Here is a 13,543-nt window from a genome sequence, read left to right as displayed (position 1 = left end):
ATTCGGTGGGAGTTCCGCGGCGGAAAGAGACACTCGTCGCGTTTCGGGTGCCGCCGCGGGGGCCGGGACTAGCATCTGGCCGATGATGGGACGAAACCCATGACGGTCTGGGAAGCGCTCGGCGTCATCGTGGCGGGGGTGTTCGCGGGCGGGATCAACACCGTCGTCGGATCGGGGACCCTGGTGACCTTCCCCGTGCTGCTGGCCGTGGGCTACCCGCCGGTGGTCGCCAACGTGTCGAATTCGCTCGGGCTGGTGCCCGGGTCGCTGACCGGGGCGATCGGGTACCGCCACGAGCTGGCCGGGCAGCGGGCGCGGCTGCTGCGGCTGGGGACGGCGTCGCTGGTCGGCGGCCTCGTCGGGGCCGTGTCGCTGCTGGTGCTGCCGCCGGAGGCGTTCGAGGCGATCGTGCCGGTGCTGATCGTGCTGGCGCTGGTGCTCGTCGTCGCGCAGCCGTGGTTGGCGCGCAGGCTCGGCGAGCGCAAGTCCGAAGTGCACGTCCACGGCGGGATCGGCCTGCTGTTCGCCGTGTTCGCCACCGGCATCTACGGCGGCTACTTCGGCGCCGCGCAGGGCGTCCTGCTGCTGGCCATCATGGGCATCCTGATGGACGAGAGCCTGCAGCGGATCAACGGCATCAAGAACGTGCTCGCCGCGGTGGTCAACCTGGCCTCGGGCCTGGTGTTCGTCTTCGTCGCCGAGGTCGCGTGGGAGGCGGTCGGGCTGGTGGCGGTCGGCGCGATCATGGGCGGGCTCATCGGGGCCAAGGTCGGCCGCAAGCTCTCCCCGACCGTGCTGCGCGGCGTCATCGTCGTGGTCGGCATCGCCGCGATCGTCCAACTGGTCAGCTGAGCGGGCGTGCGTCCGGGGTGGACGCACGCCCCACCCGGCGTCAGGCGAAGGACTTGGCCGCAGAGAGGAACAGGTCGTTCTCCTCGGGCGTGCCGATGGTGACGCGCGCGCCGTCCCCGGCGAACGCGCGCACGACGACCTTGTGCTCCAGGCAGTGCTCGTTGAACGCCGCGGTCCGCTCGCCCAGCGGCAGCCACACGAAGTTGGCGTGCGACTCCGGCACGGTGTAGCCCATCTCCAGCAGCGCGGCGCGGACCCGGCCGCGCTCGGCCACGATGTCGCGGCAGCGGGCCAGCAGCTCGTCCTCGGCGTCCAGCGACGCCAGCGCGGCCACCTGGGCCAGCGCGTTCACCCCGAACGGCACGAAGACCTTGCGGACCGCCTCGGTCACCGCCTCCGGCGCCACCAGGTAGCCCACCCGCAGCCCCGCCAGGCCGTAGGCCTTGGAGAAGGTCCGCAGCACGGCCACGTTGTCCCGACCGCGCGCCCACTGCTCCTTGGCCACGTCGACCCCGTCGGGCACGGACGGGTCGTCCACGAACTCCCGGTACGCCTCGTCGATGACCACGAGCACGTCGTCGGGCACGGCGTCGAAGAACCGCTGCAGCTGCGGGCGGGTCAGGGCGGTGCCGGTCGGGTTGTTCGGGGTGCAGACGAAGGCCAGCCGGGTCTTGCCGGTGACCGCCGCCGCCATCGCGTCGAGGTCCAGCGCGTGGTCGGCGGTCAGCGGGACCCGGGTCTGACCGGCCCCGACGACCTGGGTGATGATCGGGTACGCCTCGAACGAGCGCCAGCCGAACAGCACGTCGTCATCGGCGGTGCAGGTCGCCTGGACCAGCTGCTGGCACAGGGTCACCGAGCCGCAGCCCACCGACACCTGGCCCTCGGTGACGCCCAGCTTCGCCGCCAGCCGCGCCACCAGCTCGCCCGCCCCGCTGTCGGGGTAGCGGTTGATCCGGCCCGCGGCCTCGGCCACGGCGGCGACCACGCTGGGCAGCGGCCCGAGGGAGACCTCGTTGCTGGCCAGCTTCACCGCCCCGGGGATGCTGCGGCCGGGCACGTAGCCGGGCAGGGCGGCCAGGTCGGCGCGGGTTCGCACGCTCATTCACAGCTCCTCGTCCGTCGCGTGGGTGACGCTACCCGCAACCTAATACGCCACATCAGGTGAGCGGGTGATCACGTTGACTGGAGTTCACCTCGGCATGGTTGGCTGGGGCATGGCCCAGACCCACACGACGGATCACCGGCTCGACGACGGCCGCGCGCTGCGGTTGACGTACGCCGAACCGGACGGGGTGGTGCGCGGCGGTCTGGTGGTGCTGCACGAGTCCCGCGGCATCACCGACACCGTCACCACGATGGTGGCGGGCCTGGCGGCGGAGGGGTGGCTGGTCGTGGTGCCGCACCTGTACCCGTCGGGCTCGGCCGAGGTCGCCGCTGCCGAGGCGGCAGACAAGGTCAGCGAGCTGTCCGGGGACTCGGTGCTGGCCGCGACCGACATCGGGTTCGCCTGGCTGGCCGGGCGCGGGGTCGCCGCCGACCGCATCGGCGTCATCGGCTTCGAGCTCGGCGGCGCGGTCGCCCTGGTGGTGGCCGCCCGGCGGGACATCGGCGCGGCCGTCACGGTCGCAGGCGACGGCATCCTGGAGCCCCTGGCCGAGGGCCTGCCCGCCCTGGTCGAGGTCGCGGGCGAGCTGCGCGTGCCGTGGCTGGGGCTCTACCGCGCCGACGTCGACAGCCCCAGCGCCGAGGAGGTGGCCAAGCTGCGCGACGCCGCCGACACCGCCCAGGTGGCCACCGACGTGGTCCGCTTCCCGTTCCAGACGGGCGCGGCCGAGGCGTGGCAGCGGGCGCTGAACTGGTTCGACGCGCACCTGCGCTGAGGGTGGGGCGGGCAGCGGGCCCGCCCCACCGCGCGCTCACACCATCGAGCCGATGGGGCCCTCGACGAGCAGCTCGGGCTCGGTCTTGGCCCGCACCTCCTCCTCGGTGACGCCCGGCGCCAGCTCGCGCAGCACCAGGCCGCGCTCGGTGATGTCGATGACCGCCAGGTCGGTGATGATCCGGTGGGCCACCCGCTTGCCGGTGTAGGGCAGCGAGCACTCGTTGACGATCTTGTAGGAGCCGTCCTTGGCGACGTGCTCCATCAGCACGATGAGCTTCTTCGCGCCGTGGACCAGGTCCATCGCGCCGCCCATGCCCTTGATCATCTTGCCCGGGATCATCCAGTTGGCCATGTCGCCGTCCTTGGACACCTGCATCGAGCCCAGGATCGCCGCGTCCACCTTGCCGCCGCGGATCATCGCGAAGGACAGGGCGGAGTCGAAGTAGGAGGCGCCCTTGCGCAGGGTCACCGTCTCCTTGCCCGCGTTGATGACGTCGGGGTCCTCCTCGCCGTCGTACGGGTAGGCGCCGACGCCGAGGATGCCGTTCTCCGACTGCAGGACGATCTCGACGTCGTCGGGCACGTAGTTGGGGACCAGGGTCGGCAGGCCGATGCCCAGGTTGACGTAGGAGCCGTCGGTCAGCTCCGCGGCGGCGCGGGCCGCCATCTGCTCGCGGGTCAGCGGCACCTCAGGCCTCCTTCTGGCGGACGGTCCGGCGCTCGATGCGCTTGTCTGCGGCCTGCTCGGGCGTCAGCGGCACGACCCGCTGCACGAAGATGCCGGGCAGGTGCACCTCGTCCGGCCCGATCTCCCCGGGCTCGACCAGGTGCTCGACCTCGGCGATGCTGATCCGCCCGGCCATCGCGCACAGCGGGTTGAAGTTGCGCGCCGAAGCGTGGAAGACCAGGTTGCCGTGCCGGTCGCCCTTCCAGGCCCGCACCAGGGCGAAGTCGGTGACGATCGCCCGCTCCATGACGTACTCCAGGCCGTCGAACTCCCGCACCTCCTTGGGCGGTGACGCCACGGCGACCCCGCCGTCGGCGTCGTACTTCCACGGCACCCCGCCCTCGGCCACCTGGGTGCCGACGCCGGTGCGGGTGAAGAAGGCGGGGATCCCGGTGCCCCCGGCCCGCAGCCGCTCGGCCAGCGTGCCCTGTGGCGTCAGCTCCACCTCCAGCTCCCCGGAGAGGTACTGCCGGGCGAACTCCTTGTTCTCCCCGACGTAGGAACTGGTCATCCGCGCGATCCGCCGCTCGCGCAGCAGCAGCCCCAGCCCCCACTCGTCGACGCCGCAGTTGTTGGACGTCACATCCAACCCGGTGACGCCCCGCTCCAGCAGGGCCTTGATCAGCTCACTGGGTATCCCGCACAACCCGAACCCGCCCACCGCCAGGCTCGCGTTGTCCGCGATGTCGGCGACCGCATCAGCAGCGCTGCGGACGACTTTGTCCATCTCGTTGCCCCTCCTTCTGGGTGTGGCAGACGCGACTCTAGTGCCGCACCCCCCGTCCCCGGCACGTCCGCGACCGCCATATCGCCCGCCTGGCCCATGTCCCCCCGCACCACGCCCCTGACCTGCGCAGTCGGCGCATGCAGGGGGGCGTTTTGCTCCGGCGGACACCCCCTGTGTAGTCTTACCGCCAGCGGCCTGGGGCCCCGGGAGGCTTCGCCTAGTCTGGTCTATGGCGCCGCACTGCTAATGCGGTTGGGGTTCATCGCCCCTCCCGGGTTCAAATCCCGGAGCCTCCGCTGACACCCGGCCCGCCGGGTGACAACTGAACAAGCGCCCGTAGCTCAACGGATAGAGCATCTGACTACGGATCAGAAGGTTAGGGGTTCGAATCCCTTCGGGCGCGCCACACGAACCGCAGCCAGGCTTGACCTGGCTGCGGTTCGTCTATGTCTGAGCAGCGCGGCTCGGCGCAAGCTTCGGACCACGCCAGGACCGCTGGCTCAACGCTGGCGAGGCCGCGCTTGACGGCCACGGCCATGGCAGCACGCCTGATCCGATCTTGGCGGCGTACGAGACGTCATCAGCTGGCCGAGGTGCCAGGCGAGTTCGTCTGGCACCTCGGCTGTGGCGGCTGGCCCCTCGGTCGGCTACGACGTGCCGGTCGACCGGTCCTCGGCACACCCGGCGGATTGGCTCATGTGGGAGGCCAAGGCGCTGACCTGACGGTTGAGCTCGATTTCTGCGGAGGCCTCGTGCCATCGAAGGTCGGCCTCGAAACTGGCCTTCTCCTTGGCGGTCGCTGTCTCCAGGTGCCGCTGCCTCGTGCGCAGCTCGGCCATGGCGGCCAACTCGTCGGTGTGCACCTCCTCGGTGAACACCCGCTTGGCGCTGTTGGCGCGGAGATCGACCAGTTGTTCGTAGCGACTGGTGCCGCTGAAGAACTTCACGAGCACCGGCAGGCAGTCGATCAGGATGAAGAACAACCGGATGAACCACGTCGCCGAAGCCAAGACGGCATTGGAGGAGGTTAGCTCGTTCAGAGCGCTGAACCGCTCCAGCAGGCCCATCGCCCGCTGGTTCTCCTTCAGGTCGTCGATTTCTCGCTGGATGGCCGCGGACCGTTCCTGCTCGTAGCGCGCCTCGGACCTGCTCAGCTCGCCCTGGAGCGCCGTGATCCGGGTCTCGATCGCGGCAAGCTGAGCGGCCCGTGTCCTGGGGTCGTGCGTGACGCGGAACTCGGCGGCTTCCCGCTCACGGGCCAGGCACTCCGGTCCGCGACCGGGCCTGCCGCTCGTTCCCGGGGCGGGGGTGCCGTTGCACTCGTTGCTGGCGAGCATGTCCCTCCTGGCCTGCTCGTCCGTGTCGGCGCGGATGCTCGTTCGCAGGGAGTCCGCCTGCTGGTTGAGGCCGACCAGCTCGTCGCCGAGCGCGGTGTGGACCGCCGCGACATTGAGCCGGTGCGGCTCGCACTCAGGACTGACCGCACGAGCATCGGCGTCGGCGTTGACCTCGGGGTTGCAGGTGACGAGGGCACCAGTCAGCACGCGGACCTCCTCCTCCCGCTCACCTCGGATGTGCTCCTCGATGGCGGTCTCGAAGATCCGCAGGACGAGGGGTTCGGCGATGACCACGCCGAACATGAAGGCCAGCACCAGCCTGGGGATCAGCACGGCGGCTCGGATGCGCCACGCGGTCCCAGCCGAGGTCGACACCAGCCACCGGTCCAAGTTCAAGATGAACACACCCCACACCAGGGCCGCGAGCAGCGCGGCGAGGGTGAAGCCGCCGGACACCGCGCCTAGGGCGAGGGCCATCGAAATCGCGGCGATGGTGGCGGTTCCCAACACCACACCGCCGAGGGCGGTGTACCTGGCGTACTCGGAGGGAGCTTTGGCCAGCAGCTTCTCGTCCACCCCGGTGAGCATCCGGAGCCCGCGCCCCACCCGGGTGCCCCTGCGAACGACGTGGCCGTCATTGGATGCGAGATCGGGCGGGCCGTCCCGTCGGGAGCTGGACGCGGCGGTCACTGCCCCCCACCCAGGAGACGCTCGGGCTTCTCGTCGTCGCGACCGTGCGCTGGCCCCCGCCGGTCAGGGCCGACGATCCCCGACACCGCGGCCGCCACGACGCGCTCGACGTCGATGGCGACCGTGTCGAGTGCGCCTTCCGGGAGCTTCTCCAGCAGCCGCAGGAGTTCCTCGCGCCTTCGGTCGGCGCGCGCGTACTCGCGCTCCGCGGCTTCGGCGAGGTTGGCCTGTCCCCGGGCCGTCGCCAGGCTCGCGACATACTCGGGCCCGCTCTGGTAAACGCGCGCCAGGCGGTCGATCTCCCTGTCTTCGGCGGCGACCTCGCGGTCCTTGACGGACTGGGACCACCCCAGATCGCGCATCTGCTTGGCATGCGCAGCCAGGTCGGACGGGGTCAGGACGTGGACGCTCGTCAGCCGGATCTCCATGCCGTCAACGCTGGGCGGCCTCAGCTTGCAGTAAGCGTGGACCCGCGCTGAGACCGCCGACCGAACGGCCGCGATCTCCTCGACGGAGCGGGTGGCCGCGATCTGGGTGAGGGGCGTGTCCTGTCCCAAGTGCACCGCAAGCGGGGTGGCCACGTCGACGAGGCCCACCTTCGCGACGCGCTCGGAACTGAGCACCTGGCAGGCGAAGTCGACCTGGACAGTGAAGTCGTCCGCCGGGCTCGCGGACGGGATGCGGAGGAAGACGGGCACGAGGCGGGGACGGATGTCGACGACGGCCACGGAGACCGCGTTGACGACCAGGTCCTCCCGGCCGGAGAGGTGGATGCGGTCGGTGAAGGCGATGTGGCCGGAACTGGTCTCGAAGACCAGCTCGGTGCCCGGCGCGGCCTTCGGGAGGTCGGAGAGACTACGACTGCGACCGAGCACCTTGCGGGGTGCCCTGTCCAGCGCCACCTCGGACACCACCGGATAGCGATTCTGCATACTTACTCCTGAGATTGCTCAGCGAATCTGTGCTGTCGTGCCGCTGATGGCCGCAAGCAGGGTCGAAATGAAGATCTTGGGGACTGCCTGGTCGGGCTTCCTGCGCTCAAGCACGCGCAGCAATTCCGGAATCCGGAGCTTGCGGTGTTCAGCGGGCATGCCATGGTGGATCGCGGTGCCGAGTTCGACCAGTGCGCTGTCCGCTGGCCTATCGTGCTCAAGCAGTCGCAGGGTTCGGTAAAGCGCGTCCATCGCCGTCGCTCGGTGCGGCGCGCTGCAGAGCACGTCAGCCCACAACCGGCCGAGAATCGGCACGCTTTCCGGTCGAGTTCGCAGAACCAATGCCGAAACCGGGTTTCCGTCGAGGTCGTTGGCGGCCAATATGGAAACCACCATCTGCCGTGCCGCCCGAACAACCCGCGCGTTCCAACCCTGCTCGTATTCCTCTTTCTTGTCCTTGAGGGATCGGACGAGCGGGTCGGAGGACGTGATGTCGTAGGCGTCCTTGGCGCCGGTCCCCATGGCCCTGCTGTGCTGCTCGCTGATGATCGTCAACATGTGGGTGCAGCTTTCCGCGCTCTCGACGACCGCGTTGGCCCACAGAACCGCCAAGGAGAGCCGGGCGACGGCGGCGATCCGCTTGGCGCGGAACGCCAGGAAGCACAACCTCCGCACCGCTTCGTCCGGGTACCGGAGTCCGAGCGGACCCCCGAGCGCCATTGCCGCGGTGACCGCCCTTTGCAGTCCGCACCCGTCACCCCACCCCATGGCGGTGTGCAAGGCGAGCGGGGCGAGCTTGTCGTCCTTGCCCATGAACCAGAGGACCATCGCCGCGGTCGACCGCTCGGACGCGGTGCCCCCCGACCACCGTTGGAGGAAGGAGTGCAGGACATCGTTGAAGTCGCTGCGACCCAACCAGGCCAGACCCTGGGCGAGTCCAACCTCGATCTCGGGGCGGAGTTTCCGCGCGGACAGGTCGGCCAGCCAGGAACGGACCGGCTCCCACACCTGGTAACCGTATTGTTCGTGCAATTCTTCCAGGGTTGCTACGCGCAGTTCATCAGAGCGGAAGCGCACCCATCGACCGGTTGAGTGCGGCGCCGATTCGACCATGACCAACGGATGCTGCCGGTTGCGCCGGGGGATGCTTTGGCGCATCACGTCGTGTACTACCGGAGCACGGTTTTCAGGCGCTGGTCTTGCGTGCTCGACCAGCATCGCGTGCATCAGCTCGTACTTGGGTTCCTCCTGTGGTCCCACAAGGGCGAGAGTGGTGACCCCCAATAGGTCGAACAGGTTGGGGTCCGTGTCGATCCATCCGGATACCCGCGCCTTCGCCTCGTCCATCAGGTCGTCAAACGCCGAATCGGGGTTGATCCGCAATCTGGCGGCAAGGGAGACGATTTCCCCCGGCGTGCACGACCTGCGCGCAGCCTCCTGGGCGCGTTCGAGGGTCTCGGCGTCGAGGACGACGCCCCCCAAGCAGTGCGTCAGCAGTTCGACCGCGTCGGGCGGCTGGTGCCGGACGGCGTTGGTCGCAAGCCTGCCCTCGTCCAGGCCGAGCGAGCGGGTGGTGAGAACCAGGAATGCGCCTGCCGTCGCGAGCTTGTTCTCCAGCACCACCAAGTCGTGCGCCGCGGTGACGAACTCTGCTGGTTCGGACACGTGATCCACCACTAGGTAGCCGTGCCCGCGCTGGTAGTTGACGCTGGAAGCGAGATCGGACAGCGAGAGCGCCGGGGAGACGCCGATGATCTTGTCGTTTCCGCACACGGCCATCAGCAGGGCCAACGCTTCGGAATGCTTGCCCGTCCCTGCCGGTCCGACGAGCAGCAACACCTTTCGCTCGCGGAGGACGGCGTCCGTCTTGTCCCGGTTCGCCGCCACCAGGTGGTGGGTGAGCGCCGCGGTCACGTCCTGCGGGCGTATCGGGCCCGTCGCACGCCCCACCCGCGCCCGGCTGCCCTCCACGCCGAAGGTCGCGCTGTCAGCTTGCATGTGGTGGATCGTGTTGAACACGATCTGGTGGCTCCGGAACTCTGCTGCGCCTTCGTTCTCATCGATGCCGCGCGCGGGCTCATCCCTCCCAGGCAGGGGCTTGTCACCGTCGGCCCCACCAGTGTCCAGCAGTTGTTCCGAATCGGGAGGTGCTGCCGGATCGCCTTCGGGCGCGACGCCTTCACCCATTGCGGATACCGAAGACGACATCGGTGGCGTTGACCGTTCCGACAGTGGTCCGCAAAACTGGGGGCACGTCCTCGGCGGCGGGCCCGGGTTCTGGCTCAGGTGGAGGTGCGGGAGCGGTGCGGGAGGTGGCGGACGCCATGCGGAGGGGGTGACCTGGGAGCAACAACCAAGCCGTGGCTGTGAACTCCTTGACCGAGACTCGGGTGCTGACGAACTCCTCCGGGCGCCAAGTTGTGTGGTTGGAGGCGATGATGTTGCCGTACACCTCGTCGGATAGCGCCACAGCGAGGTTCGCAGCCGGGTGGTCCTCCAGGACCGAGCGCAGGTCAGCCGAATCCAACAGCCTGCTGACCTCGATGGGAGCCGGCCCCGCGTATCCGTTCGGTCCCGGAACTACCCGGCCGAAGTGGATGGCCAGCCGCAGCCGCAGCCTCCCGTCGGGAATGCGTCGGGCGTTGTGCCGGGCAAGGGCCGCGTCCATCTCGCGAATGAAGCGATCCACCACCGTGACCTCGTCGGTGTCTGCGGGGAGGACAGCCAGTTCGGAGTCACCCGCTTGTTGCCGGTCCCAGTCGGCCCGGTTCAGGCCGCTAGCGGCGGTGGCATTGTCGAGAACGCCGAGGAGACCGTGATGCACTTCGAGGTGCCAGTGGTCGTCTCCCTGGCTATAGCGGCGAGCGTCGACGGCGACGCACAGTCGCCGCTGAGCTCCATTCGGGGGCATGGAGTTGCGCCTTTCGTGTAGCCACAGATAATGGCCACTACGGTGAGGCATGGGAGGAGGAGTCTGTTACGCACCCAGACGGATCAGATGGCACCGTTAGCCCAGAGCACCAGCTGGTCCCGATCATGTACCCTGATCGGCCTTCGACCGAGGGACACTACTCCACGCTTCGCCATCTCGGCGAGGGTCTTCTCCACGGTGCGCGGCTTGAGCATCGCCATGAAGCCGATCTCGTGCTGGGTCAGCTTGGGTTCCAGCTCCCAGTAGCCGTCCGACTCCTTGCCGATGTGGTCCACCAGGTCCACGAGGACTCGGCTCAGCCGGACGAACGGCCGATCGGCCGTGGCGTCCAACCTGCGGCGGTTGGCCCAACGCAGCCTGCTGGCGATCATCTTGCTGACAGCGAGCGCGAACCCGTTGTGGTCGGCCATCAGTTCCAGCAGCTCGGCCTTGTGCAGTTGCACCGCTTGCACGGGCAGGGCCGCTTGCACCGTGGCCGACCGCCTGCCGGTCCCCTCGATCACCGCCATCTCACCGACCATGTCGCCAGCGAGCCGAACGCCCAACAGGCTGCGGTGCCCCTCTGCGCTGTCCACGTAGACCTTCACGGCGCCGCTCAGGAGCACCAAGGCCGAATCCCCCGGGTCGTCTTGGCGCAGGAGGCAACTGCGTTCCTCGAACTTCAGGCGTGGCCTTCCGGCTAGCAAGGCTGTCCGGGTCTGCTCGTCAAGTCTTCCGAGAAGCGTCGATGGCGACCACCGGGGAACTGGTCTGGTCAACATCATCTCCTGTGTGCAGATCAGGCGACCTAGCCTGCCGCAATATCGGGAGTGGTCCACCTGCTGCGCGTGCGATCACCCTGTTGCCTGCTGGCATACGCCGGTTCAGCCCATCGGGGGGTGGGAACTAGGACGCTGGGTAACTGCATGAGCGACCCGGTTGATATCGTGAGTGCATTGCACGCTGGCGCATCGAACGGGATCGCGGACGAGAACGTGTACAAGCATGCGCGCTCCGCTCGATGTCGGACAAATCCGGCGAATTCACGAGAGGGCTTGCCCATGGCGGATGCGATGGCCGCGCAGAGTGCTGAACCAACCGAGCCGGACCGGAACGACGGAACTTTGGTAGTTACCCAGATAGCTGGCTGGATCGTCAACGCGGACACGAAGAGCGGGTTTCTTGCTACCGGCGTCATAGCTGTTGGCGCCGCAGACTTCGTCCAGTTGAGGACGCACTTCAGAGAGCTTCCCCCGCGAGACTTGTTCCACTGGCTCAGTTTCTCTTCGATCGCGGTTTCCACCCTCCTCCTCCTAGGTGCGGCGACCTATCTGGTCCTGGCTCTCACGCCCAAGTTGGAGCTGCCCGTGCGGTTCTCGCGCTATGCGTTTCCGTCGCTGGTGGGCGCAGGTGATGGTTTTGTTCCCGAGCTCGACATGGAAAAGCAGCGCGAAGAGTCCTGGTTCCAGGCTCGGGCGTTGGCGCTGATCGCCAAGGCGAAGTTCGCCTACTTCACGCGAGGCTTGCGGCTGTTTGTCTTCGCCACGCTGACGCTCGGGGTAGCTTATCTCGCCGCGCCTGCGGGCCTTGGGGAGCCTGTACCGAACTAGCACTGGAAATCCGCATCACCACCGGAAAGCGCGAGACCTAGGCCCTACCCCCGGAGTGGGTCCTGTTCTCGTTGTCCGGCCAGCAGGTGGGGCAGAGGTGGCGGGTTCGGGTGGGGGAGTGGCGGTCGGAGATCAGGCAGGGGGAGTGGCAGGCGGCGAACCAGAATGTGAGGCCGCGGACGGTTACGGAGGCCACGACTGCTGGGGGCCAGGCGGGGAATCGGTGGACCAAGGGGCGGAAGACGCCGTAGCCGGGGGAGTCGGGGTCCGGGGGGTCCGGGTCGGGTGGGGTGGGCATGGGGGCCGTCCGGTTCACCTGTGGGTGGGGGTGGGCCGCATGTGGTCTCCCTGGTTGCGGCGACCCGGCCGAGTCGGGGCAGGGCCGGGCCGCCGCGTGCGGTTGGGGGGAGTGCGGAGGCGGGTGCGCGGGAGATCTCCCTCGGGCACTTCCCGTGCTCGTGGAATGACGCTAAGTGGGGTGCGGCGCAGGCGATTTACTAGACGTAAACCGGCGCCGGAGATCACCCGGTTGGGGCCACGCCCATGCGCCAGGCCAGGCCGCGCAGGTCGCGGCCGCCTGCTTCGCGGCGGGACTGGCGGAGCATGTCGGCGACGGCCTCGCGGGCGAAGACGTTGGTGCGGACCTTCTGCGGGGCCAGGGATTCCGCGCGCAGCAAGGCCGAGAGGCCCTGTTCGCGGGACTTGCGGTCGGACATCAGGCCGCGGCCGTAGTCGATCCAGAACGCCGCCTGCCGCGAGCGCGAGACGCCCACCGGGTTCATCCCCGCGGCGAGCTCGACGACCTTCCCGCCGACGCCCATCTCCAGGCCGATCGACACCCGCCAGATGCCGACGTTGGTGCGGCCGAAGTTGGTCTGCATCCACGGGCTCACGTCGGGCTCGATCTGCTCGGCCAGGGTGGCGGCCTCGTCCAGGTGGGTGAGCGCGAGGTCGCCGCTGCCCTGGGCGGCCGAGGACAGGGCGGCGGCCAGGTGGGCCAGGCCGCGGACCTCGACCCGGGAGCTGGGCAGGTCGGCGACGGCGACGGCCAGCTCGTACTGCCGCATGCGGTTGGTGCCGCCGAGCAGCTGGCAGCGCTGGTAGGCGGCATAGGACAGCCACACCGGGTCGCCCAGCTCCTCGGCCACCCGCTGCATCCGCTCCACGGCGAGCATCGGCAGGCCGGGCAGGCCGAGGTCGTGGGTCAGGTAGGCGATCGCCTTGTAGGCGGCGAGCAGGCCGACGAGCGCGGCGGCGCGGTTGGGCGGCTCGGCCACCGCGGCGAGCAGGTCCCGGATCAGCGACGGGAGCAGCGCGGCCTGCGCGGCGTAGTCGGCGTTGGGGCGCAGGCGCAGGTTCAGCTCGTCGAGGTCGGCCTGGATGGCGGGCCAGGGGCGCGGCGGGGAGTCCGGGACCTCGCCGAGCCACCAGCCGGTGAGCGCGTCCTCGATGGCGTGGATCTGCGCGTGGGTCTCGGCGGACTTCGCGTCGGTCGGGTCGAAGGGGCGCCCGGTCAGCTCGCTCGGCGAGACCTTCAGCGCCCGCGCGAGGTTCTCCAGCAGCTTCCGCTTGGTGACCGGCCGCTCGCCGCGCTCGATGAGGCTGAGGTAGCCGGGGGAGATGCCCGCCAGCCCCGCCAAGGCCTTCTGGTCCATCTGCCGCCAGGACCGGATCTCGCGCACGCGCCTGCCGATATTCGCGTCGTCGGTGTCCATGCGCGGTCCAATCCCTCGCGGAGGTGCCCTGCCGCGCTGCCGTTCCCGCCGACCCGCACCGCGCCAGAGGTACCCGATCAGGCTACCTCCCGGTATCCACGGCGTGAATGTCTTTGCCGATCATGTGATGCAGAGCGTCAGCCATTGGCGAGGCCGC

Annotated in this window: 12 protein-coding genes and 2 tRNA genes; 5 read left to right on the top strand and 9 right to left on the bottom strand. The window is 69.1% G+C overall.

The genetic code is table 11. The features are described from left to right. Positions 1–99 precede the first annotated feature (99 nt). The gene (locus ACWEPX_RS06215) at positions 100–852 is read left to right on the top strand and encodes a sulfite exporter TauE/SafE family protein (protein WP_451896006.1); all 753 of its coding nucleotides are present in this window, start codon (positions 100–102) and stop codon (positions 850–852) included. 40 nt (positions 853–892) lie between these two features. On the opposite strand, the gene hisC is transcribed toward ACWEPX_RS06215, so the two are convergent. Beyond that, positions 893–1,957, bottom strand: a complete 1,065-nt coding sequence (gene hisC / locus ACWEPX_RS06210) for a histidinol-phosphate transaminase (RefSeq protein ID WP_451896005.1) — start codon at positions 1,955–1,957, stop codon at positions 893–895. A gap of 112 nt (positions 1,958–2,069) precedes the next feature. On the opposite strand from hisC, the gene ACWEPX_RS06205 reads away from it, so the two are divergent. Next, on the top strand, positions 2,070–2,735 hold the full coding sequence (locus tag ACWEPX_RS06205) for a dienelactone hydrolase family protein (RefSeq protein WP_451896176.1): 666 nt from the start codon (positions 2,070–2,072) through the stop codon (positions 2,733–2,735). A gap of 36 nt (positions 2,736–2,771) precedes the next feature. Here the strand turns inward: ACWEPX_RS06205 and ACWEPX_RS06200 are convergent, their stop codons facing one another. After that, positions 2,772–3,425 carry a CoA transferase subunit B gene (locus ACWEPX_RS06200; RefSeq protein ID WP_451896004.1) on the bottom strand — a complete coding sequence of 218 codons (654 nt, stop codon included), beginning with the start codon at positions 3,423–3,425 and terminating at the stop codon, positions 2,772–2,774. 1 nt (position 3,426) lies between these two features. Next, a complete protein-coding gene (locus tag ACWEPX_RS06195; protein WP_451896003.1) occupies positions 3,427–4,191 on the bottom strand; it encodes a CoA transferase subunit A in 765 nt (254 codons plus the stop codon). A 206-nt stretch (positions 4,192–4,397) separates the two neighbouring features. On the opposite strand from ACWEPX_RS06195, the gene ACWEPX_RS06190 reads away from it, so the two are divergent. Both ACWEPX_RS06190 and ACWEPX_RS06185 read left to right on the top strand, forming a co-directional pair. Then, positions 4,398–4,487: transfer RNA gene (locus tag ACWEPX_RS06190), tRNA-Ser, on the top strand. 34 nt (positions 4,488–4,521) lie between these two features. Beyond that, a tRNA-Arg gene (locus ACWEPX_RS06185) sits at positions 4,522–4,597 on the top strand. Positions 4,598–4,838: 241 nt separating this feature from the next. Here the strand turns inward: ACWEPX_RS06185 and ACWEPX_RS06180 are convergent. The 5 genes from ACWEPX_RS06180 to ACWEPX_RS06160 all read right to left on the bottom strand — a co-directional run bounded on the left by ACWEPX_RS06180 (position 4,839) and on the right by ACWEPX_RS06160 (position 10,843). After that, positions 4,839–6,218, bottom strand: coding sequence for a DUF4407 domain-containing protein (locus tag ACWEPX_RS06180; RefSeq protein WP_451896002.1), 1,380 nt, complete (start codon positions 6,216–6,218; stop codon positions 4,839–4,841). After that, positions 6,215–7,150 carry a hypothetical protein gene (locus ACWEPX_RS06175; RefSeq protein WP_451896001.1) on the bottom strand — a complete coding sequence of 312 codons (936 nt, stop codon included), beginning with the start codon at positions 7,148–7,150 and terminating at the stop codon, positions 6,215–6,217. Before ACWEPX_RS06175 ends, ACWEPX_RS06180 begins: the two co-directional genes overlap by 4 nt. Positions 7,151–7,168: 18 nt before the next feature. Then, complete coding sequence (locus ACWEPX_RS06170; protein ID WP_451896000.1) at positions 7,169–9,337, bottom strand: hypothetical protein; 2,169 nt, start codon at positions 9,335–9,337, stop codon at positions 7,169–7,171. Then, positions 9,330–10,061: a hypothetical protein gene (locus ACWEPX_RS06165; protein WP_451895999.1), complete on the bottom strand. Its 732-nt coding sequence runs from the start codon at positions 10,059–10,061 to the stop codon at positions 9,330–9,332. The genes ACWEPX_RS06170 and ACWEPX_RS06165 overlap by 8 nt, the downstream gene beginning before the upstream one ends. An 83-nt stretch (positions 10,062–10,144) precedes the next feature. Next, positions 10,145–10,843 (bottom strand): Crp/Fnr family transcriptional regulator, encoded by a 699-nt coding sequence (locus tag ACWEPX_RS06160; protein WP_451896175.1) that lies wholly within the window; start codon positions 10,841–10,843, stop codon positions 10,145–10,147. Between the two features lie 144 nt (positions 10,844–10,987). Here ACWEPX_RS06160 and ACWEPX_RS06155 point away from each other — a divergent pair, with 144 nt between their 5' ends. After that, positions 10,988–11,671 carry a hypothetical protein gene (locus ACWEPX_RS06155; protein ID WP_451895998.1) on the top strand — a complete coding sequence of 228 codons (684 nt, stop codon included), beginning with the start codon at positions 10,988–10,990 and terminating at the stop codon, positions 11,669–11,671. A 521-nt stretch (positions 11,672–12,192) separates the two neighbouring features. Here the strand turns inward: ACWEPX_RS06155 and ACWEPX_RS06150 are convergent. Next, complete coding sequence (locus ACWEPX_RS06150) at positions 12,193–13,386, bottom strand: helix-turn-helix domain-containing protein (protein WP_451895997.1); 1,194 nt, start codon at positions 13,384–13,386, stop codon at positions 12,193–12,195. Positions 13,387–13,543 lie beyond the last annotated feature (157 nt).

It is taken from the genome of Actinokineospora sp. NPDC004072 (genome assembly GCF_053604195.1).
The sequence above is the reverse complement of the archived record's forward strand: the minus strand, read 5'-3'. Positions and strand labels throughout refer to the sequence as shown.

What these genes read in the sequence shown, in the direction of transcription:
- ACWEPX_RS06155 (WP_451895998.1), top strand. Translation starts at nt 10,988, where the DNA reads ATGAGCGACCCGGTTGATATCGTGAGTGCATTGCACGCTGGCGCATCG.
- ACWEPX_RS06160 (WP_451896175.1), bottom strand. Translation starts at nt 10,843, where the DNA reads ATGTTGACCAGACCAGTTCCCCGGTGGTCGCCATCGACGCTTCTCGGA.
- ACWEPX_RS06205 (WP_451896176.1), top strand. Translation starts at nt 2,070, where the DNA reads ATGGCCCAGACCCACACGACGGATCACCGGCTCGACGACGGCCGCGCG.
- ACWEPX_RS06165 (WP_451895999.1), bottom strand. Translation starts at nt 10,061, where the DNA reads ATGCCCCCGAATGGAGCTCAGCGGCGACTGTGCGTCGCCGTCGACGCT.
- ACWEPX_RS06170 (WP_451896000.1), bottom strand. Translation starts at nt 9,337, where the DNA reads ATGGGTGAAGGCGTCGCGCCCGAAGGCGATCCGGCAGCACCTCCCGAT.
- ACWEPX_RS06195 (WP_451896003.1), bottom strand. Translation starts at nt 4,191, where the DNA reads ATGGACAAAGTCGTCCGCAGCGCTGCTGATGCGGTCGCCGACATCGCG.
- ACWEPX_RS06150 (WP_451895997.1), bottom strand. Translation starts at nt 13,386, where the DNA reads ATGGACACCGACGACGCGAATATCGGCAGGCGCGTGCGCGAGATCCGG.
- ACWEPX_RS06215 (WP_451896006.1), top strand. Translation starts at nt 100, where the DNA reads ATGACGGTCTGGGAAGCGCTCGGCGTCATCGTGGCGGGGGTGTTCGCG.
- hisC (WP_451896005.1), bottom strand. Translation starts at nt 1,957, where the DNA reads ATGAGCGTGCGAACCCGCGCCGACCTGGCCGCCCTGCCCGGCTACGTG.
- ACWEPX_RS06175 (WP_451896001.1), bottom strand. Translation starts at nt 7,150, where the DNA reads ATGCAGAATCGCTATCCGGTGGTGTCCGAGGTGGCGCTGGACAGGGCA.